This is a genomic window from Streptomyces spiroverticillatus (assembly GCA_014650415.1).
GTDB lineage: Bacteria > Actinomycetota > Actinomycetes > Streptomycetales > Streptomycetaceae > Streptomyces > Streptomyces spiroverticillatus.
The window spans coordinates 488,301-508,695 of sequence record BMUX01000004.1; the positions used below are offsets into that span (position 1 = coordinate 488,301).

Sequence of the window (20,395 nt, forward strand, 5' to 3'; positions counted from 1 at the left end):
GGATCACTACGGGGAATGCGGAGGAGGCCCGGTTACGCCTGGACCTTGAGGGACTGCCGTGTCACCGGCGCCAGCGGCGGAAGCCCCGCCGCGTACCGCTCCAGCTCGGTCAGTGCGGAGTCGGCCATGGTGCGGGTCTCCGAGCCGAGCGACCCGGCGATGTGCGGGGTGAGGACCACATTGGGCAGGTCGTACAAGGGGCTGGTGTCCGGCAGCGGTTCGGGATCGGTGACGTCCAGGACGGCGTGCAGCCCGGCCCGGCAGGCGTCCTCCAGGGCCGCCGTGTCGATCAGGGCGCCCCGGGCGGTGTTGATGAGCACCGCCGCGGGCGGCAGCGCGGCCAGCTCGTCGGCGCCGATCATGTGCCGGGTCTCGGGCAGGGACGGCGCGTGCAGACTGAGTACGTCGGCCAGCGGCAACGCCTCCTCCAGGCGCGCCGGTTCGGCCCCCGCCGCGACGATCTCGGCGGGGTCGGCGACGGGGTCGACGACCAGGACCCGGGCCAGGTCCAGGGCCCGCAGCAGGGCGGTGACCCGGCGGCCGATCCGCGAGAAGCCGACCAGGACGACAGTACGGTCGCGTCCGCTCAGCTCGCCCCGGTCGTCGCGGTAGCTCCAGTCGCTGCGGAAGCGGCGCGCGTCGGCGGCGAGGAAGGGCACCTTCTTGAACGCCCACAGGACCGCACCGAGGGTGAAGTGGGCGACGGGCTCGACGTTCGCCCCTGCGGCGCTGGTGACCAGCAGCCCGCGGTCGAAGGCGGCGGGCGGCACGTGGTTGCGTACCGTACCGGCGGCGTGCAGGACGGCCCGCAGGCGCGGGGCGGCAGCGAGCACCGACTCGTCGAGCACCGGGCAGCCCCAGGAGGTGACCAGCACCTCCGCCTCGGCGAGCCGGGCGCGGACGACGGCGGAGTCGAGGTCGGCGGCGGCGACCGGCCGGCCGAGGGTGGCCGTGGCGCGCAGCCGCTCCCACTGCGGCGGGCCGAACTGGGTGCGCCGGGTCGCGTCGTTCATCAGCAGCAGCGTCTCGGGTCTGCGCACGGGGCCGGTCACTTGACGCTCCCCGCGGAGATGCCGCTGCGCCACTGCCGCTGGAGGACGACGAAGGCCACGATCAGCGGTACGACGGCGAGCAGGGACCCGGTGATGACGAGCGGGTTGTAGTCGGGGAACTGGAGGGCGCGGGTGCTCCACTGGTAGATGCCGAGGGCCATCGGGAAGAGCTGCGGGTCGGTCAGCATGACCAGCGGGAGGAAGAAGTTGTTCCAGATGGCGACGAACTGGAACAGCAGGATCGTGACGAAGCCGGGCATCATCATCGGCAGCGCGATGGTGAAGAAGATGCGCAGCTCACCGGCCCCGTCGAGGCGGGCCGCCTCCAGGACCTCGTCCGGGACGGCCGCGTCGGCGAACGTGCGGGCGAGATAGACGCCGAAGGGGTTGGTCAGCATCGGGAGGAACACGGCCCAGAAGGTGTTCACCAGGTGCAGGTGCGAGGCGAGCAGGTACAGCGGCAGGGCGAGCGCGGTGGGCGGCACCAGGACGCCGGTCAGGGTCACCGAGAGCAGCAGCTTCCGGCCGGGGAAGTCGAGTTTGGCGATGGCGTAGCCGCAGGCAGTGCAGATCAGCGCGCCGAGAACGGCGCCGAGTCCCGCGTACAGCAGCGAGTTGCGGATCCAGTACCAGAAGACGCCGTCCTCGCGGGCGAAGAGGTCGCTGAGGTTGGTGAAGAGATGGAAGTCGGCGAACTCGAAGGCGCTGGTGGCGGAGAAGTCGCCGACGGACTTGGTGGACGAGGTGACCAGCCAGATCAGCGGCAGCACGCTGTAGAGCGTCGCGAGGACGAGGATGCCGTGCACGGCACCGCGCGAGGTCCAGCGCCGGGCCTTGTCCGACCCGCCGTCACCTCCCCTTCTCTGCGCGGGAATTGACCGTACGACTGGGGGCCGTGGCGTGGTCGTCGTGGGGGCGCTCATCGGGACCTCCGGGCGGACAGCCGCATCACCAGTGCCGAGAGCAGGGCCGAGGCGAGGGCGAGCAGGACGGACGCGGCGGCGGCGCGCCCGTAGTCGTTGTTGGTGAAGGCCGCTTCGTAGATGTAGAGGCTGGGGGTCCAGGTGCTGGTCACGGTGCCGGTGAAGGTGCGCAGCACCATGGGCTCGGTGAACAGTTGGAGGGAGCCGATGGTGGTGAACATCAGCGCGACGAAGACGGTCGGCCGGATCATCGGGATCTTGATGGAGAGTGCGGTACGGATGGCTCCGGCACCGTCGGCGCGGGCGGCCTCCAGCACTTCGCGGGGCACGGCCTGCAGCGCCGTATAGAAAATGATCACGTTGTAGCCCATCCACTGCCAGGTGGCCATGTTGACGATGGAGGACAGGACGCCGCCGGAACCGAGCGGGTCGAAGGGCAGGGCTTCGTTGAGCGGTCCGATGTTGGGGCTGTAGAGGTAGCCCCAGATCAGTCCGGCGATCACTCCGGGCACGGCGTACGGCAGGAAGACCGCCAGCGACCAGATCTGGCGCAGTCGTACGGTCGCGGAGTTCAGCAGGAGCGCGATCAGCAGGGCTCCGCCGAACATTACCGGGATGTGGATCAGCGCGTAGAGCGCGATGTTGCCGAGTGCGGTGTGGGCGGCGGGGTCGGTGAGGACGTGCGTGTAGTTGGCGAGGCCGGTGAAGACCTGGCGGTAGCCGTCGAATCCGAGCCCGCTGAGGCGGTCGGTGAACAGGCTGAGCCAGAGGGCGTATCCGATGGGTACGAGGACGGTGCACAGCAGCAGTACGGCGAAGGGGGCGGCCAGGGCGGCGCCAGTGAAGCGGCGGCGGGGGCGGCTGGGGCGGCGCAACTCCCCCGCTTCTTGCTGCGAGTTGACGGCGATGGTCATGCCCGGCCCCCGTTCCTGACGGCGAGCCCGCGCTCGCGCATGGTGGCGACGGTCGAGGACTGCAACGTGTGCAGGGCCCGCGGAATGGTGGTGCCGCCGGTGGGAACCGGAGCGAGCACGTCGGCGATCGAGGAGAAGACGCTCAGCGAGGTGGGCCCCCACGTCCAGTCGGGGACTCGGGTCGCGGCCCTGTCGAATACGTCGAAGAGCGGTTCGCCGGCGAAGAATTCGTTCTTGTACGCCTCGCGGGCGACCTTGCGGCTGGGCAGGTAGGCGGGCGAGGGGAAGGTGACCTTCGCGCCGATCCGGGGAACGGCGGGGTCGGTGCTGAGCCAGCGCAGGAACGTCAGCGCCGCCTCGGGGACCTCGCTCTGCGCCGCGACGGCGAAGGCGGAGCCGCCGAACGCGCCGTTGACGGCCTTGTCGCCCCAGGTCGGCAGGGTGGTCACGGCCCACTTGCCCTTGGCGGTGGGCAGGGACCTCTTCATCACGCCCACGCCCCAGGTGGCGCCGAGCATGCCCCAGAGGCGGCCCTGGTGCAGGGAGGAGATCCAGCTCTGGTCGGCGGTGGGGGTGTGGGCGACCTTCCCGGAGGACACCAGGTCCTGCCAGTAACCGGCCATGCCCATGGTGCCCTTGGTGTCGATGCCGACCTGCCAGCTGTCGCCGGCGACCCGCCACCAGGGGTCCCCCGCCTGCCAGGCCATCCCGGCGAAGAAGGCGCCGTCGTTGAGGGGGAAGGTGGTGATCCGGGCGCGCGGGTCGGTCCTGCGCACGGCGGCTGCCGCCTCCGCGAACTCCTCCCAGGTGCGCGGCACTTGAACGCCCGCCTTGTCGAACAAATCCTTGCGGTGGAAGAACGCCATGGGGCAGAAGTCCATCGGCACGGCCCAGGTCCGGCCGTCGGGGCGCACGCTCCGCCAGGCGGCAGGGAGGAAGCCGTCGGCAAGGTCGGCCACGTCGTCGGTCAGGTCGCGCAGACCGCCGGTGGTCACGATCTGCGGCAGCGCCTGGTACTCGGTGTGCAGGATGTCGGGGGCGTTGTGCGCGCGGATCGCATTCGTCTGCTGGGCGTATCCGCCGGACGTTCCGGCGGCAATGACGCTCAACTCGACATGAACGTCACGCTGGGAGGCGTTGAAGGCGGCGACGTACTGATCCATGCCGGTAAGCCAGGACCAGAGTCGTACGCGGGTGGCGCCGGAGGAGCTCTGGGAACATCCGGTGAGCGTGCCGCCCGCGAGGGCCGCGACGCCGAGTCCGGAAGCGGCACGGAGCAGCGACCTCCTCGACCGAAGTGTCCGAGAACTGCCGCCTCCGGCGTCGGACGAGGTGCCGAACACCATGGGTTTCCTTTCACGCAAGGGTCACGCAGTGCGGTGTTCGCACACTTCAGCCCCCGGCGCGGGCCACGGTCAACGATTCCGAATCGAATCGATCAGGATCGATAGAAAACGAAGCCAAACGAAGCCAGACATCAAGCCACCACCGCACACCTACGCCCCCCTTCACCCCTTCCCCCGCAACAACCCCGTGCGATAGAACAGGGCTTCACGACCGAAAGCCGAACGATCGAAAACGATCGCAAGACGGCAGCCGACGAAACCGGGAGAGTCCGCATGGCACTGGCGTCGGAGCGGCAGGAGCTGATCCTCGCGCTCGTACGGCAGTCCGGCACCGTGCGTCTGGCGGACCTGGTGGAGCGACTCGGCGTGACGGCGGTGACCGTCCGCCGCGACGTCACGCTCCTGGCCGACCGCGGCCTGGTGCAACGGGTGCACGGCGGAGTCACCCGCCCCTCCCACCCGACGCCCTCGGCCCCCACCCGCCCCTCCGGCCACACCTTGATCGGCATGGTCGTCCCCACAGTCGAGTTCTACTGGCCCTCGGTCATCAAGGGGGCGCAGGGCGCCGTGGCCGCCGCCGATGGCAGACTGGCGCTGCGCGCCTCCGCGTACGACGCGCGGGAGGACCGGCGCCAGGTGGCCGGCCTCCTCGACCGCGGGGCCCGCGCCCTGCTCGTCGCGCCCACCGTCGCCGGGGACGCGGGCGCGGACCTGCTGCGCTGGCTGGGCACCCTCCCGGTCCCCGTCGTCCTCGTCGAACGCCTGCCGCCGCCCACTCTGCCGACCCTCGCCCTCGACGCGGCAACAACGGCCCACGACCTGGGCGCGGGCCTGGCCGTACGCCACTTGGTCACCCTGGGCCACCGCCGCATCGCCTTCATCACGGCCCGCTTCAGCCCCACCACTCACGCCCTGCGCGAGGGCTGGCGCACCTCCGCCGCAGCCCTCGGCCTGGAAGCCCCCACCGACCTCGAATTCGAGGTACCCCCCTACGGCTCACGAGGCTGGACCGACACCTACGACGACGTCCTGCGCCGCTGCCGCGAGGCCAGGGCCACCGCCCTGTTCATCCACTCCGACGGCGAGGCCATCGGCATGGTCGAACGCGCCCGCGACCACGGCCTCTCCGTCCCCGGCGACCTGGCCGTCGTCTCCTACGACGACGAGGTCGCGGCCACCTCCGACCCACCCCTGACCGCGGTCCGCCCCCCAAAACACCAACTCGGCACCACGGCCGCCGACCTGGCCCTCTCCCGCCTGACCTCCCCACCGACCCGCCCGATCCACCGCGTCCACCTCTGGCCCACCCTGGTCATCCGCGCTTCTTGCGGGGCGCCGGGGCAGGAGGGGGCAGAGGGGGACGCGGTCTCCGGGTGAGGGCGGTGAGCATCGTGGCGATGAGGGCGACGCCAGCGAGGAGGAGAGCGGTGCCCACGACGAGAGCAAGTGAGAAGCCTTGCGTCGCGGCGTGCAGCGGCCCTGTCCAGTTGACCAGGGTGTCGCGGCAACGGGTGACGAGGACCGCCAGTCCCACCGCGCCGCACACCTGTTGCACGGACGTGACGACGGCCGATCCGAGACGGGCGTCCTCCTCGGTGGTGGCGGTGAGCGCGGTGACCGTCAGGGCGGGCAGGCTCAGGCCGCAGCCGACGCTCATGACGAGCATGCCGGGCAGCACGCCGGACGCGTAGGCGTCGCCGGGCGCGATGCCGGACGGCAGGAGCAGCCCGGCCGCGCTGACCACGAAGGAGACGACGAGGGTTCGGCGCGCGCCCAACCTGATCACCGCGCCGGAGGAGCCCCACATACCGACAAGCATTCCGGCGCAGTAGGGGAGGTAGACGAGACCTGCCGTGATCGAGCCGCAGCCGAGCACAGTCTGCAATTGGATCATCACCATGAAAGCCATCGCGTAGCAAGCAGCGGAGGACCGCCGGCCCGCGCCGTTGACGACGACGCGGGTCCGGAAGGACAGGAACGACAGCGGCACCAGGGGCTCGGCCGTGCGGCGCTCGACCACGAGGAAGGCGACGGTCAGCACACGGGCGAGGAACAGCGGCCCGACCACGGCCGTCTCGCCCCGGCTGGACTCCCCGGCCCGGAGCAGACCGTAGACAAAGGACAGGGCGGCGCCGGTGCCCAGCACCGCACCGAGTGCGTCCGGGCGGACCCGGCTCTCGCCGATCAGGCGCAGCACGAGCGCGAGCACGGCCACGGGCAGGTTGCCGAGCCAGTAGGCCTTCGGCCTACCCCGTCCTGGGGGGCGCACGGGGGGCACCGGCAGCGGGTCTTCATCCCGCCCTGCATCTCCTGCACGCCCCAGGCCAACGAGGATGGCTCAGCCGGCAAGTTCGGCCAACGCAGCAGGCAGGTACCCATGAGTCGGGGAAGCCACCTGCTCTCGAAGACACCGGTCCCGACATTGCCTCGAGGTACCTGCTCGATTACGCTGCGATCAGAACGAACACCACTCTGCGACCCGGCCTTGCCGGGCGTGGAACCTCCTATGGCCGTCCCCCAAGGATTTGGGGTCGGCCATAGCTGTTTGTGCTTCAGGGGGAACGTCTTGCACCTGTGCTACCTCGACGAGTCCGGGACCGGGCAGGTACTCAACCCTGCAGTGGCGGACTCGGTCCCGGTCATGGCGATCGGCGGCTTCACCGTTCCGGAGAGTCAGCTCAAGGCCCTTTCCTGGGACTTCATCGCACTGAAGAAGAAGTTCCGGCCCGAGCTCTGCAAGGTTCCCACCCTGAGCGAGGTCGTCCATCACGAGATCAAGGGTGAGACGATCCGCAAGTCCTTCCGTCGGCGTGGCCGCAACCAGCGGCGGATGGCGCATGGCTTTCTCGACCACCTACTGACCATCCTGGAGCAGCGCGACTGCCGGGTCATGGCTCGTATCTGGGTGAAGCAGGACGGTGTCGTCAACGATGACACTGCCATGTACGCAGCATCGGTGAACGCGCTGTGCAGCAACTTCGAGCACTTCCTCGCCGAACGGTCCAGCAGCGGAATTGCCATCCTGGACAGCCGCAACCCCAGCGACAACACCGGCAATGTGCACTGCGTGACGACCAGGAAGTTCGCCAAGGGCGGCGACCCCCTGCCACACCTCCCCGAGTCCCCCGTCTTCGGCCACAGCAACACCCACCTCGGTCTGCAGATCGCCGATCTCTTGGTGAGCGCAGTGTTGGCGCCCGCCGCCGCCGTGACCTATGCCGGGGACCTGGCAGCCGTCGGCAATGTTCACTGCGACCCGGGATTCGTGGACGTACGCGACCGGCACTGCCCCCGAATCGCCAAATTGCAGCACCGCTACGAGTCGCCGACGGGGAAGTGGACCGGAGGAGTGGTGGTTTCCGACGCACGTGGCCACCGTTCTGCCGGCAAGCTCTTCACACCGACCGTCCCGTCGGTGACCACGCCCTCGACCGGTGTCCCCCCTCAGGGTTCCGCGCTCGACCTGGCCACTGCGGCAGCGTTCCCTGGACCGGATTCTCCCTCTTCGTAACCGGGCAGGAAGCTGAGCGCCCTGCTGAACCCGAGGTCGTGAGGATCAGGCGGGTAGGCGGGTGAACCGTACGCTCTCCTGTAGTGCGGCAGTGGCGCCCTCCAGGTCGGCCAGCCGCGCCGCCAGGGTCTTCTCCGCGAGTCGGGGCGGCAGCGCTGCACTGAATTTCAGCCCCCGCAGGGCCTGTTCGTGGACGGACGGCAGACTGAGCCGACCGGTAGCATCGGCCACTGCCTCCTTCCACCGCTGCGGGGTGAGGTCCGCACGCAGCCGGACCCAGCAGTCGTTAATGCGCTGAGCCGGGTCGGAGACGTCCGACAACGTGGCAGCCAGGGTGGCATTGGCCCGGTGGCCTGCCCATGTCCACCAGCGCAGGTCCTCGTTCGCCCTGCGCACAATCAGAGTGCCTGCGGGGTGTACGTACTCCATAAACCGCTCTCGCGCTTCAGTAAGACACCCCTGTGCCCGCCCAGTGAGGTCTACCTCAGGGTCTGTGCCGAGCAGTACGTCCCTGGCGGCGCGCGTCAGTTCCCAGGACGTCGCGCGGACGAACCCAAGTCCGCCCCACTTCGCCTTCCCGCCGCCGTCGACGAGTTCGACAAAGCAGCGGCGCCGGTGCCAGTCGATGTAGGTGACCTGCCAGCTGCGTCCTGCGAGCAGAAGCCTGCGCGGGCCCTGGACCTCCTCGGTCAGGAGAGTCGGATCAGTGCGGCCGATCTCGGTCAGTCCGCTGAGGACGGTGAACTCTGGTGCGGCGGTGAAAACCGCGGTGAGGTCCATGAAGTGTCGGTGTCCGAAGCGCCGTTCGGCCTCGGGGCCGATGAACAGCATTCCGCCGTCCTGGTCGAGATAGCCCTCGTCCACCAGGTGTCGGACGATCGGCTCGGCGCCCTGCCCGAACGGTCCGAGTCCCGACCACCATTCCTGCCATAGCTTGTCTCCGACCTGGTGCTCCTGCAGGCAGAGTGCCAGGATCTGCTGGGCGACGATGTGCCGGGGTTCGGGCGGGGCAGCGACCGGTTCGACCCATCCGCGCGACCACTGGAGAAGCAGTGCGGCGGCAGCGAGCAGCCCGTCCTCGCTCAGGGCAAGGAACAAGCAGTTACGGGTGGTGCCCGCACGCCGTCCGGTCCTGCCAAGGCGTTGCAGGAACGAGGCGACGGTGGCCGGTGCGTCAAGCTGGATGACGCGGTCCAGGTCTCCGACGTCGATGCCCAGTTCCAACGTGCTGGTCGACACGATGACGCAGTCGCGTGCTTCGGCAAATGCCTCCTCCGCCCTGCGCCGCTCGTCGACGGACAAGGAGGCGTGGGAGAGGAAAGTCGTGACCGACTTGGCCCGCAGCTTCTCCCCCAACTCCTCGACCAGCCGCCGGGACTCACAGAAGACCAGCCGCTTCTCACCGCGGTGCAGGGCTGCGATGACGGTGGCCGCATTATCCACCGAGCCGACATAGTCCAGCTGAATGTCGCCGGGCGGCGGGCCGGGTGCGATCTCGTCTACGGGGGTACGAAGGTGGGGTGCGACCACTCTCGCCGGGCGGTTGTCCGCTCCTGATCCCTGGAGCCAGTGCAGCAGTTCGTCCGGGTTGCCGACGGTCGCGGAGAGGCCGATCCGCTGGAGGGGGCGGCCCACGACACGTTGCAGACGCTCGAGTACTGCGAGCAGATGCCAGCCGCGGTCGTCGCCCGCGAAGGCATGCACCTCGTCCACCACAATGGCGTTGAGGCCGCCGAGGAAGGTGCGGTGGTCGACGTTCGTGCTGACCAGCATCGCTTCGAGCGACTCGGGCGTGGTCAGCAGGATGTCGGGGCGGCCCACGAGGATCTTCTTGCGTGCACCGGCCTTGACGTCACCGTGCCACAGCGCTGCCGTCCTGCCGATCCAGCCCGTGTAGGCCTCCAGGCGCGGGAGCAGGTTGTTGAGGAGCGCCTTGAGGGGGCACACATACAGCACCGAGGTACCGGACCAGCGCTCCGCGGTCATTCTCGACAGCAGAGGAAACGTCGCAGCCTCGGTTTTGCCGCCTGCCGTGGGTGCCAGCAGTACGGCGTCCTCGCCGACGAGCAGTGGGGCGATCGCCTCTTCCTGGAGCGGTCTAAGTCCGGGCCAGCCTAGAGTGTTGACGATGTGGTGGACCAGTACCGGGTCGAGGTCGTCGATGCCACGAACGGCAGGTCCACCCCCCACCGGCCCGCTCATGGCAGTTCCAGTTCGATGTCGTCGGCCCCGGTGGCCGCGGCGTTGCGCTCGACATCATTGAGTTCCGTGTCGGAAACGGTCAGTGCGTAGTGCCTGCGCGGGTCGAAGTCGTCGTGCTCGTCCACCCTGTCCAGTACGTCGGCCACCAGCTTGCGCAGGAAGATCCGTGGCGCGACACCGACCTTGCCGCCGAGATTGCCGGTGATCGCATTGGCGAGTTCGCCGACGTAGGCGTCGTCCACCCGGTCCTTGATCCGGTCCGGGTGGTGGGCCACTCCTTCGAACAAATCCCTTACATTGCGCCCCAGTTCACCAAGTCGCTCCAAGTCGAAGCCGGTGAGCCTCAGTTGGACTGCGCGGGGCGAGTCGAAGCGGGCGTCGGTGGTGAAGTCGGTGGCAAGCCGCTGGGCCAGCGGGGGCAGTCGCTGGATGCCCTGCTGTCCGTCGTAGAAGGCCGGGGTGCCAGTGATGACCAGAAAGAGGCCGGGGAATCGCCCGGCGTCGATCTCGTCAAGGAGCTGGCGCAGTGCGTTCAGCCCTTTCTCGCGTACGTCGCCACGGACCCGCTGCAGTGTCTCGATCTCGTCGAGTACGAGCAGCAACCCGGGGTGGCCACAGTCACGGAGCACGGTGAGGAGACCCTGTAGGAAGCCCAGGGCTCCGAAGTGGTCCAGGTCTCCGCGTACTCCGGCGGCGCGCCGGGCGGAGGCCGCGACGGACTTCTGTCCGCCGAGCCAGGCGATGAGTGCTTCGGCGGTGGCACCGTCACCTGTGGTGACCGCTTTCCGGTAGCCGCGCAGAGCTGCCGAGAAGGCCGGGGTGGTGCGCGCCACGTCGGCGAGCCGCCGTTCCATCAGGGCATCCACCGCGGCGGCCAGCGCCTCCGCGTCGTCCTCGTCCACTTCGTCGGAGTCGAGGACCTCGTCCTCGAGGCTGTAGAGCCAGGAGTCGATGATCGCGCGCAGGGCGCTCGGCTGGTGGGTGGCGGTCGTCAGGCGTTCCGTCAGCCGCCGGTAGACCGTCTCCAGTCGGTGCAGTGGGGTCTCGGTCTCGGAAATCTGTACTTCGGCGGTGGCCAGCCCGGCCCGCTTCGCCCGCTCGGCCAGCCAGCGGGCGAAGAAGGTCTTGCCGGACCCGTACTCGCCGCGGATCGCATGGAAGGCGGCGCCGCCTCCCTGGACTGTGGCCAGGTCGTCGTCGAGTGCACGGGTGAAGCGGGTGAGCCCCACGGCGAACAGGTCGAGCCCTGCCTGTGGGACGGTGCCCCGCCGGAGCGCGTCGATGACTTCACGGCGGCGGGCGGCGCTCACGTGCTGGGGGGCCGTGGTCACGACCGGCCTCCTTCCAACTGGAACTGTGTACGCAGCAACTGCGCGTCGAGCCGCACGGTGTGACCGGAGTCGATGAAGCCGAGCACCGGGTACCCCTCGACGTTCAGCAGCCGCTGCAGGGTGGCGATGAAGCCGTCGATGTTGCGTTTGACGCGGCCCGTCGCGGAGATCGCCGCCGCGAGCGCGGCAGGCGACATGGTGCCACCCGCGTCCGCGAGCGCGTCGATCACCGCGATCACGACCGACCGGTCCGGTTGCCTGCGTACATACGCGGCCTGCGCCACGTACACATCACTGCCGACGACTCGGGCGCCCAGGGTCTCCGGGGCCGGGATGTGCTGGACCTCCGCCTGCGTAAAGAGGCCCTCACCTGCCTGTCCGGCCCGCTTGCGCGAAGGCTTGGGCGTGGGCAGTGTCTCCTCGGCAGGCGTCTCCTCGGGTACGGCACCCCGGTTCCACCACTGCGGCGTCACGCGTTCCCTCGGGAGCACCTCCCACCCCTTCGGCAGCATGTCCGGGGCAGGCAGCAGCACCAGCAGCGGCACCGTTACCTCGGCCAGTGACGCACCGCCGTGGTAGCCGGCCTTGCGCGGGGTGTAGCGGATGTCCTCGTGCCAGGGGGCGACGATCGTCCCCTGTCCCTCCAGTACCCGCGGACCGCTCAGCACGATCTCGCCCGCTTCGGCGACGGTGCCCGTGCGCCAGCGGGACGATTCGGCCCCGGTCGCCCTGGTAGGTCCGTGGCCGGCTCCCCGTTCCAGGACGTGCCCGTGGTCTGCGACGAGGAGTACCGGTCGCCCATAGGCCTTGGCCGCCGAGAGCAGCTCGCGCAGGAAGGTGACGTCGTTGATCCGCCACTGGGTGCGGGCGCCCTGCTGCCCGTGGTCGAGTGCGTCGTCGATGGTGTTCAGGACTACGCCGACGACGGAATTCGAGGCAAGGGCCGAGACGAGTTCCTCGGTCAGCCGATGTCCCGAGGGGCCGCCGATGGATGCCTTGTGCACCAGGACCCCGTCAGTCCTGTGCTGTTGCTGCCAATACGCGGCGAACCCGGCACTTTCCTTCGACTGCCCGCCCGTGACCGCGGTCCCCGTGAGCAGGGAGGCCCGGCTGATCCTGGTGACCGAGGGCAGCATGGAGACCGCGGCCAGCCGCTGCGCGCCCAGCCCGTCCGTCGACGGGCTGGGCGCGGCTTCGATCCAGCCCTCGCGCTCCGCCTCGGCCCCGATCTGCACGGCCGCGGCACTGCTCATGCCGTCGAGCAGCAGAATCAGCGGACTTGCACTCCGTCCGAGCAGCGGTGCTGCCGCTTCGGTCAGTACGTTCTCCACCAGCAGGCACCCGCCCGGGTTCTGTGCCGCTGCGGTCTTGGTCCACCGTGCGAGACGTACGGCGAACTGTTCGTCGAGTACGTCGCGACGGGCGCGCGCTGTGTCATGGAGGGTTCGGTACGCCTGGTCGGTGACGGCGTCCCCGACCGGGTCCCCGGCCCAGAGCATGTTCAGCGCCCGGTCGACCCAGCCCCATTCGGCGAGGTGCCGGCGGACTCCAGAGGCCACCGACTCCACGGGCTGCTGCTCGGTGGCCAGCCAGCGCGCGATGCGTACGGCCATCTCGGCGACGGCGATCCGGTCCTCGTTGAGGGTGGCGAGCGAATGCCCGCGCAGCTCGGTGAGAGCAGCTTCGGCTGTCCCGGAATCCCCAGCCAACTCGGCTGCAACGTCACGCAGTTGGGCGGTGAAGCTGGACAGCAGGAAACGACTGCCACGCAGCGCCTGGGTGAGTCCGGCCTCGGCCGCGAGCCGGTCGGCCTTGTCGATCACCGAGAACGCCCGCTGTTTAACCCCTTCGCTGTGTCGCGCTTCAGCAATCCACCGGGTGAGGGTACCGGCCACCGCATCGCTAAAGGCCAGAATGTCGGCCCTGCGTACTTGTCCGAAGAGCCCTCCCACGGCCAGCACGGTGTCGGCACTCGTCGCCGGGTCGGCCATGGCCGACCCGAGCAGCCCACGAGCCATGGCGTCCTGACCGCGCCCCGACTCGATGAGCGACATCAGTACGGGGACGGCGGCCCCGGCCGTCTCGCCGAGCCATTCCTTGAGCCGACGCCGTTCGTCGTCGTGGAGTTTGAGGAAGCGCGCTGGTCCTGCCGAGGTGCGGGACCAGGCGAGCATGGCGTCCGCATCGATACCGAGGCCTGCGGTGGTCTCACCGGGTCCCGCCCGGTCCAGTCCGAGGCGCGCGACGGCCAGGGCCCGTACCGCGACGTCCCGGGTCAGCAGGGATCCGGGGCGCTGCCAGCCCTCGTGGGGTTCGGCGTCCAGGAGTGCGTCGAGCAGCCACTGCTCGCCGTACAGCCGGGGGTCGAGTTCCTTAACGCCGAAGCGCTGCTTGACGATCTCGGCGTTCTCGACGGTGAGGGCACGCCGCTTGACCGCATGCCCGCGCACGTCCCAGCCGAGCTGCTCGTCACCGACCCCCGTGGTCACCACCAGCACATCCGCGTCGCGGCTCGGGTCGGACCTGTGGCGCTGCCAGGCATCCACGACGCCGAGCACCGAGTCCTGGTCGCTGACGTACACCCGACGCGACTCCCCGCCGATTTTCACGGTGAAGGCATCGGAGGCCTTGCCCGGGTAGCGACCGTGCACGAGCATCAGGCGCCGCTCGCGCAGGCTTTGCGCATAGGTGTCGAGGAGCGCCTCGATGGTGAGCCGGTTGATCTGGGGCGGGGCGGCCGGCATCAGGCTCCGTCTCCTTCGCCCTGCTGCTGCTCAGTACCAGAAACTGGCCGCCAGGCGATTTCGATACGTACGCCGGGATGCTCGGCAGCGTACCTGCGGATCTCGTCCCCCACGTCGGTGATCGCGTCGGACAGCGCGGACTCCAGCCCGGTCAGGTGGGCGGTGTCCAGGACATGAGGCGCACTGGGTCCGCGTACCGGAGCATCCTGCCGGACCGGGGCCTGCCTCGTCTCGTCCGGGTCGGGTAGGTGCGCAGGACCGGAGCTGATCACGGGGGTGCCGTGTTGCGTCAGGCTGACGTCCTGCGGCCGGAGCGGAGCGGGGGTGGTCGGCTGGGCCACGTTCGCGAGACGCGCCGCCTCCGTCACCAGTGCGACGGATTCCTCTTGCAGTCGTTCCAGCACCGGCACAAGGGACTTGGTGTGCTCGTGGTCGTTGACCGCCTCCTGCACCGCGGAGATCAGCCGCTCCGCCCGGTCGCCGACTCCGTCGGCGCGCTGGGCAAATCCCCGGATGCTCTGCAGCAGGGACCAGTTGGTGGCATCCAGCGCTGCGAGGACTTCGGGTGCCTGCTTGATCGCAGCGCCCAGTTCCCGGTCGGTCACGTCGTACAAAACCGCCGCCAGCTCCTTCACCAGCGCGGTTCCGTCGCCAGTACGGGCGAGCCGGGCCAGTAGGTCGGCGGCAGCCCGCATGGAGCGCATCCGGTCGGCCTCCGGGCCGGTGACCCCGAGGTCGGCGCCGTGCTTGTCGAGCGAGCGCCGCACGCCGCCCACCGCCGTCTCGTGCGCCTTGAGGATCGCACGCACGTCCGTCTCCAAGGCAGCGACGTTGCGGGCGAAGAGCACGGGCTGGGCGGAGACCCCGAAGATCGCCCCGGCCCGGGTGCGGGCCGTGGCGAACTGTTCCTCGGTCGGCAGCTCGACCGCCCGCAGCCCGAATCCGGTGCCGATCCGCTCCAGTTCGGGCGCGGGCACGGGGGTCATCTGGTGGACCCATGTCCGGTCGTCGAGCAGCGCGTAGGTGGCGATGATCAGGCTGGTGATGTTCTTGTCCAGGCCTTCGAAGCCGAGTTCCGCGATCCAGCGGCGGATGTCCTCGACGGCCAGCTCAGGGCCGGCCTTGGCGTCGGCCGCCTTCTGGTTGATCTTCAGCCGCCAGTCGTTGACCAGGTTCAGCGGCCCGTCGTGCACCTCGCCGAGTCCGAGCGGATGCACGATCTTCTTGACGACGCCCAAGTGGTGACGGTCGACGACAACCCGCCGCTCACCGAGCTTCATCGCCTGCTCGATCCACTCCAGGGCCGTCTTCAGCTCCCGGGTGGTGACGGGCTTGCGGGTCAGCGCAGGGTCGAAGTCGGGATGCTTGGGGTAGAGCGCACCGAACATTCCGTCCGCGAGGGCGAACAGATTCTGCTCGAAGCTCAGCCCCGCCTCCGGCCTGGGCCTGGAGTACCGGGGCTCCAGGGACCACACATGCTGGTTGTCCGGCACCTCCGCGCCGACACTGCCCGGGTCCGGCTTGCTGATCCCGTACAACTGCTGCAGCACCGCGACCAGTTGGGAGGTCAGGTTCTCGCTCTGCGCCTGGAGCTGATGCCTGATCTGAACCCGCTCGTCCGCGGACTTGGTGGCCGTGTGGTCGTCGAGCCGATCCCGCTCCAGCAAGTAGTTGATCTTGAGCAGCCGGCCGAGCTGGTTGCCCTTCTGCTCGGAGAAGAAGTCCGGCAGCCAGATGATGGTGTGCGCATACTTCCCCTCCTGCTTCATCTTCTCGATGCGCCGTACGTCGTCGCTCGGGAAGTGCTTGTCGTCGAAGGGGTAGTCCAGAACGAACCGGATGTTCCCCTCGGTCAGCGGCTTGAACTGCTCGTCGGGCAAATGCGGGTCACAGACATTGCCGAAGACGAACTCGGCGGCGCGTCGGGTACCCCTCCAAACGATCTCGCGCTCGCTGACGAAGGGCTGCGCATCGCCGATACCCAGCTCCGCCCACAGCTTGTCCTTGACCCACTGCCGACGCTTTCCGAGGCCGTCCGCGCTGCCGACTTCTTCAAGCAGCGGCTCGATGTCGAGATCCGACAGATGCAGGTGGAAGACCGGGTCGGCGCTGCCCTCACTCCTCAACTCACCGAACTCTCCCTGGAGTTCTCTCAACCGCTTGGCCGCCACGGACCCCGCAGATCCGAGCCGCACCTTGATGGACCCGTGGTTGAGGGCAGCAAGCCGCTCTCCGGTGAGCCGTGCCAGGGCTGGGACGTTCGGGGCGAGGGCGGCGAGCAGCAGTGTCTTGATGAGCCGCTCGTCCCCCTTGAAGAGCGGGTTGTCCACCGACCCGTACTTCTCGAGGAGGTGCGCCACCACCCGCGAGTAGAAACGCTTGGCGGTCTCCGCCTCCTTGCGCAGCCGTGCCGTGAAGGCCTCGCCCGTACCGTCCAGGATGACGTCCCACAGATCACCGAGCGGAATCAGCTCGCCCAGCTTCAGGTCGTGCCTGCGCCGGGACAGCGTCTCCTGGACCAGCTTGAGACCGGTGCGCTCGCGCTGCAGCGCGCCCGCCAGCTCGACCAGGACGTTGAGGAAGGCGGGCGAAAGCGGGTAGACGTCCCGGAAGTCGTCCCAGGAGGCTTCGGTACGTCCGTTCGCGTCGAGCAACACCTGCCGCACTTCGTCCTTGGACGACTCGACCGCCGCGAAAGCCGACTCCCGGGCAGCCTCCATCCCCGGCTTGGGGGCGAGCACCCGGTGCTTGATGATCTCGATGAGGTTGCTGTCCTCGAGGTCGACGACGTCGATCCGGCCCGCGAGGTACTCGACCTGCTGCTCCAGGTTCTGCACATCCGCACCGGCCACGTCGGACCCGATGAGCTGGGAGAGGTCTCGCTGGCGGGAGATGAAGGAGATGATCGGCACCGGCCGGTCGCTGTCCCCCGACTCGATCAGTTTGACCAGCTTCTGCACCTGGTCGCGTACGAAGTCCTGGTCGCCCATGTGCGCCTGCAGCCACAGGATCAGCTCGTCCAGGAACAGCACGATGCCGTCGTAACCAAGCAGCCGGGCGTGCCGGGACACCACGGCGAGCCCGTTCTCCAGCGGTACGAAGGCGTCCTTGTCACCACGCGCCCCGGTGGCGTACGCGGCCATCGGCCCCGACAGCAGCGCGGAGACGAGCGCCTCGCGGTGGGGGTCACCGGCGGGGGCGTCGAAGGCGCGGTTGAGGTCGTCAGAGCTCCATGTGCCGGGGTCCCCCACCTCGGCGGCCCCTGTGAGACCACTGGTGTCGAGGTCGCTGGTGTCGAGGTCGCTGGTGTCGAGGTCGTCACCGTCGTCCTCGTACGCGGCGGCTGCCCTGCCACTGGGCGTGACCGCAACCCCGCCCGAGCCCAGCCACCGCGCGAACTTCCCGTCATCCGCCAGGAATTCGCGCTGCTTGCGCGCGTCCGCGAGCGCCGAGTCCGCCCGGTAGACGGCCGGTGTCGGCTTGTCCGGGTGAAGCTTTCGTACGGTCGCCACATAGCCGCCGAGCAGCGCCGAGTCCAGGTCGGCCGCGCCGACCAGGTGGTAGGGCACCATCAGGAACTTCTTCTGCCGCAGCCAGTCGTCGTGCGGGGCGATGACCTCCTGGAGCCGTTCCTTGCGGCGGGCGGTGCCATTGTTGTTGAGCACCGCGTGCAGCACGGTCAGGAAGTGGCTCTTACCCGAGCCGAACGAACCATGCAGATAGGCGGCGTGCGAGCTGCCCGTGCGAACCGCGGCCCCGACGAGTCCGAGCGCCTTCGCGAACGCTCCCTGCAGCTGATCCGTGACGACGTACTCCGCCACCCGGGCGTCGGTCTCGGTGAAGCCTCCGGACAGCTCCACCTTGAAATCGCCGGCATGGACGTCTTCCTTGATGTCGATGACATCGCGCAGGAAGAGCTCGCTCGTAGACATCAGGGCTCTCGTTCCTCATTCGGCTTCGGCTGGGACGCACCTGCCCCACACGTGGGGGCAATGTCCCATCCTGCCAGCCAGGACGCCCTGGTGACCTGTTCAGGGGCGGATCTCTGCGACGGGCCGGTCACCCTGTGTATCCCCCTTCGTCAATCCCTCACATTCTGTGACGTCATCTGAAGTTTGGCCGAGTCGCGCCCTGGCTGTACAGGCCATCCACTGCTGCACTGGAAACCGGAGTCGGCCTAATCGGGGGAGGCGGCACCATGGGCACGTCCTCACGCTGGGAGGGTCCGCGCTGGAAGGGGCTCTACCAGCGACTCGCCACGTGGGATCCCGAGCGATCGGATCCCGGCGCTACGGCCGCTGCCGCGATCGATGCTCTGCACGATGCCTGCCAGCAGGACCCGGACGCGTTCGGCCTACAGGACGCGGCCTCGGCCGCCGGAGCCCGGCTGAGCGATGCCATGCAGGTGCTGGCGGAGTCCGGTCCCAGCGGCCTCCTCGACAAGATCCCGCCCGACGGAGATCTCGAGCCGTACGGGGCGGAGGAGCCCCGGCCCGAGTGGCCGGACCCGGCCGACGCCTTCGTCGCGGAACTCACCCGACGGGTGGCGGGCGACGGGACCACCGTGGTGGATTCGGCCCTACGGCGTGCGGTGGCGGCCTCTGCCGGGCGGCTCCTCGCGGTGCATCCGGAGGTACGGGAAACTCTGCACGCACCATCCGGCCCGCCAGCGGGAGCCGGGTTGGCCAGCGACCTGCTCTGCCTCCTCTACCGGTGGTTCTTCGCCGACCTGATCACTGAATTCTTACGTACCGTCATCGCCGAGAAGATCAAACTCGCGGTTCCGGTACTCCTTGCCACTGACCCGGAAGGACAGATCTCCGACTTCGTGGCCGATCGGATCCTCGCCCTCATACCCAACCCGTGCGAGGAAGCAGCGGAAGACTCGGTCGCCGAGGCCGTCCCGCCCACCGAAGAAGGCGAGCCGCCGGAGTCCATCACCCCGGCCCCCTCGGCCGAGAACCCCCTGTCCGAGGTGGCCCGGCGCCTGGTCCCCGGCACCGTCGGCAAGATCCTCGGCCTGGCCATCGATACCCTCGGCGAAGAGGAGCCCCCCGCATGACCCAGGTTCCCGCCCCGAACCACTTCTGGTGGCGTGCGTACGACAGCGAACGGCCCTCCGGACTCCAGTGGCACTCGATCGGTGAGACCGCGTTCCAGGAGCGGGAATCACGAATCGAAGGCAAGGAGTGGCTGTTCCGCCCGCCTCCGCTCTGGGCCGACGACCTCCTCCGTATCGCCCGAGCCGCATTCCTCACGGACAAGCTCGTGAACCGCACCCCCACCGAAGACCGCTGGACACGTCGCCTCCGGCTCTCGGTGCCGGTCTCGGACCCGGATCTCTGGGCCGACGCGGCGGCACGACTCATACCCGCCCTCCTGCAGACCCTCACCGGAGACCACTGGGAGATCACTCTTCGCGCAGCCCGCCCCTCGCACCGGACGGACCCGCTCTGGGACTACGAACAGTCGCGGGCCCACGAGGCCGCCCTCTTCTCCGGCGGCCTGGATTCCCTGAGCTGGGCCGCCCAACGTGCGTCCGTCGGCGACAACGGTCGCTTGTTGCTCGTCACCTTCATCGAGAAGAACCTCGAGTCGGTCCAGAGCAGCGCCTACGACGCCGTGCACACACTCGCCCGGGAGTCGGGCCGCCACCTGCACCCGGTTCCCCTCGGTCAGACCCCCGGCGGCTCGGACGGCTCCACGGTGGAGCAGTCCTCCCGCCCCCGGGGCCTGCTGTACGCGGCGGCGGCCATCCGTGCGGCAGCCGCCAACGGGGTCACCACGGTCCAGATCCCGGAGAACGGCCAGCTCGCCCTCAACCCGCCCTTGACCTCGGCCCGTTCGTCGGCCTTGTCCACCCGCTCCGTGCACCCGAGGACCCTCCACCTCCTCAACACCCTCATCAGGTCCGTCGACGGCACTGTCACCGCCGAGAACCCCCTCGCCCGCCTCACCAAGGGCGACATCTGCCGCGCCGCACTGGATTCCGGCCTCCCCCGTACGGCCCTGGAGAACACCCTGAGCTGCGGTGCCTCCCCCTTGCGCCTCAACGGCCGCCCGTACATCAACTGCGGCACCTGCTTCCCCTGTCTCATCCGCCGCTCGGGCCTGCTCAGCGCGGCGGGCGTGGACGACACGTCGTACGAAACAGCTCCCTGGCTGCCGGGCACCTCCGCCAAACGCACCGAGCACTGGCGCGCCGTCCAGCAGTGGTTGGCCCGCTCGTACTCCGCACTGGACGTGATCGGCGACGTACCTCTGCCGCCCGGAACCCACACCCACGAGTGGCTGGACGTCATCAAGCGCGGCCGAGGCGAGCTACAGGAGCTGGTGCGGTGGGCGTTGGAGGTGTCGGAGGTGGCGTGAGGC

Annotated in this window: 13 protein-coding genes; 4 read left to right on the forward strand and 9 right to left on the reverse strand. The window is 69.1% G+C overall.

Annotated elements, in window-relative coordinates:
* Positions 1 to 32: 32 nt before the first annotated feature.
* The 4 genes from IE269_RS13585 to IE269_RS13600 are packed head-to-tail and all read right to left on the reverse strand — an operon-like array spanning position 33 to position 4,235.
* On the reverse strand, positions 33 to 1,013 hold the full coding sequence (locus tag IE269_RS13585; RefSeq protein WP_189823333.1) for a hydroxyacid dehydrogenase: 981 nt from the start codon (positions 1,011 to 1,013) through the stop codon (positions 33 to 35).
* Between the two features lie 35 nt (positions 1,014 to 1,048).
* Positions 1,049 to 1,975 carry a carbohydrate ABC transporter permease gene (locus IE269_RS13590; RefSeq protein WP_189823134.1) on the reverse strand — a complete coding sequence of 309 codons (927 nt, stop codon included), beginning with the start codon at positions 1,973 to 1,975 and terminating at the stop codon, positions 1,049 to 1,051.
* A complete protein-coding gene (locus tag IE269_RS13595; RefSeq protein ID WP_189823135.1) occupies positions 1,972 to 2,889 on the reverse strand; it encodes a carbohydrate ABC transporter permease in 918 nt (305 codons plus the stop codon). The genes IE269_RS13590 and IE269_RS13595 overlap by 4 nt, the downstream gene beginning before the upstream one ends.
* On the reverse strand, positions 2,886 to 4,235 hold the full coding sequence (locus IE269_RS13600) for an ABC transporter substrate-binding protein (protein WP_189823136.1): 1,350 nt from the start codon (positions 4,233 to 4,235) through the stop codon (positions 2,886 to 2,888). Before IE269_RS13600 ends, IE269_RS13595 begins: the two co-directional genes overlap by 4 nt.
* Positions 4,236 to 4,508: 273 nt before the next feature.
* Here IE269_RS13600 and IE269_RS13605 point away from each other — a divergent pair, with 273 nt between their 5' ends.
* Complete coding sequence (locus tag IE269_RS13605; RefSeq protein WP_189823137.1) at positions 4,509 to 5,612, forward strand: substrate-binding domain-containing protein; 1,104 nt, start codon at positions 4,509 to 4,511, stop codon at positions 5,610 to 5,612.
* Here the strand turns inward: IE269_RS13605 and IE269_RS13610 are convergent.
* Positions 5,548 to 6,450 (reverse strand): MDR family MFS transporter, encoded by a 903-nt coding sequence (locus tag IE269_RS13610; protein ID WP_189823138.1) that lies wholly within the window; start codon positions 6,448 to 6,450, stop codon positions 5,548 to 5,550. The genes IE269_RS13605 and IE269_RS13610 overlap by 65 nt on opposite strands.
* Positions 6,451 to 6,741: 291 nt before the next feature.
* On the opposite strand from IE269_RS13610, the gene IE269_RS13615 reads away from it, so the two are divergent.
* Entirely contained in the window at positions 6,742 to 7,746 is a 1,005-nt protein-coding gene (locus IE269_RS13615; RefSeq protein ID WP_229897619.1) for a DUF3800 domain-containing protein, read from the forward strand.
* 45 nt (positions 7,747 to 7,791) lie between these two features.
* On the opposite strand, the gene IE269_RS13620 is transcribed toward IE269_RS13615, so the two are convergent.
* Genes IE269_RS13620 through IE269_RS13635 form a run of 4 tightly spaced genes read right to left on the reverse strand, consistent with a single transcriptional unit; the run spans position 7,792 to position 17,955 of the window.
* Positions 7,792 to 9,948 (reverse strand): DEAD/DEAH box helicase, encoded by a 2,157-nt coding sequence (locus IE269_RS13620; protein ID WP_189823139.1) that lies wholly within the window; start codon positions 9,946 to 9,948, stop codon positions 7,792 to 7,794.
* Positions 9,945 to 11,279, reverse strand: coding sequence for a BREX system ATP-binding protein BrxD (gene brxD, locus IE269_RS13625; RefSeq protein ID WP_189823140.1), 1,335 nt, complete (start codon positions 11,277 to 11,279; stop codon positions 9,945 to 9,947). Before brxD ends, IE269_RS13620 begins: the two co-directional genes overlap by 4 nt.
* Positions 11,276 to 14,023 carry a BREX-2 system phosphatase PglZ gene (pglZ, locus tag IE269_RS13630; RefSeq protein ID WP_189823141.1) on the reverse strand — a complete coding sequence of 916 codons (2,748 nt, stop codon included), beginning with the start codon at positions 14,021 to 14,023 and terminating at the stop codon, positions 11,276 to 11,278. Before pglZ ends, brxD begins: the two co-directional genes overlap by 4 nt.
* Positions 14,023 to 17,955 (reverse strand): BREX-2 system ATPase PglY family protein, encoded by a 3,933-nt coding sequence (locus IE269_RS13635; protein WP_189823142.1) that lies wholly within the window; start codon positions 17,953 to 17,955, stop codon positions 14,023 to 14,025. Before IE269_RS13635 ends, pglZ begins: the two co-directional genes overlap by 1 nt.
* Positions 17,956 to 18,221: 266 nt before the next feature.
* Here IE269_RS13635 and IE269_RS13640 point away from each other — a divergent pair, with 266 nt between their 5' ends.
* Together IE269_RS13640 and IE269_RS13645 are read left to right on the forward strand one after the other, a co-directional pair.
* Complete coding sequence (locus IE269_RS13640; protein WP_189823143.1) at positions 18,222 to 19,085, forward strand: hypothetical protein; 864 nt, start codon at positions 18,222 to 18,224, stop codon at positions 19,083 to 19,085.
* A complete protein-coding gene (locus IE269_RS13645; protein ID WP_189823144.1) occupies positions 19,082 to 20,392 on the forward strand; it encodes a 7-cyano-7-deazaguanine synthase in 1,311 nt (436 codons plus the stop codon). Before IE269_RS13640 ends, IE269_RS13645 begins: the two co-directional genes overlap by 4 nt.
* Positions 20,393 to 20,395 lie beyond the last annotated feature (3 nt).

Excerpts from the sequence above, each read along its gene's own strand:
- IE269_RS13640 (WP_189823143.1), top strand. The coding sequence starts at position 18,222 with ATGGGCACGTCCTCACGCTGGGAGGGTCCGCGCTGGAAGGGGCTCTAC.
- IE269_RS13590 (WP_189823134.1), bottom strand. The coding sequence starts at position 1,975 with ATGAGCGCCCCCACGACGACCACGCCACGGCCCCCAGTCGTACGGTCA.
- pglZ (WP_189823141.1), bottom strand. The coding sequence starts at position 14,023 with ATGCCGGCCGCCCCGCCCCAGATCAACCGGCTCACCATCGAGGCGCTC.
- IE269_RS13620 (WP_189823139.1), bottom strand. The coding sequence starts at position 9,948 with ATGAGCGGGCCGGTGGGGGGTGGACCTGCCGTTCGTGGCATCGACGAC.
- IE269_RS13645 (WP_189823144.1), top strand. The coding sequence starts at position 19,082 with ATGACCCAGGTTCCCGCCCCGAACCACTTCTGGTGGCGTGCGTACGAC.
- IE269_RS13595 (WP_189823135.1), bottom strand. The coding sequence starts at position 2,889 with ATGACCATCGCCGTCAACTCGCAGCAAGAAGCGGGGGAGTTGCGCCGC.
- IE269_RS13615 (WP_229897619.1), top strand. The coding sequence starts at position 6,742 with ATGGCCGTCCCCCAAGGATTTGGGGTCGGCCATAGCTGTTTGTGCTTC.
- IE269_RS13600 (WP_189823136.1), bottom strand. The coding sequence starts at position 4,235 with ATGGTGTTCGGCACCTCGTCCGACGCCGGAGGCGGCAGTTCTCGGACA.
- IE269_RS13635 (WP_189823142.1), bottom strand. The coding sequence starts at position 17,955 with ATGTCTACGAGCGAGCTCTTCCTGCGCGATGTCATCGACATCAAGGAA.
- IE269_RS13605 (WP_189823137.1), top strand. The coding sequence starts at position 4,509 with ATGGCACTGGCGTCGGAGCGGCAGGAGCTGATCCTCGCGCTCGTACGG.
- IE269_RS13585 (WP_189823333.1), bottom strand. The coding sequence starts at position 1,013 with ATGAACGACGCGACCCGGCGCACCCAGTTCGGCCCGCCGCAGTGGGAG.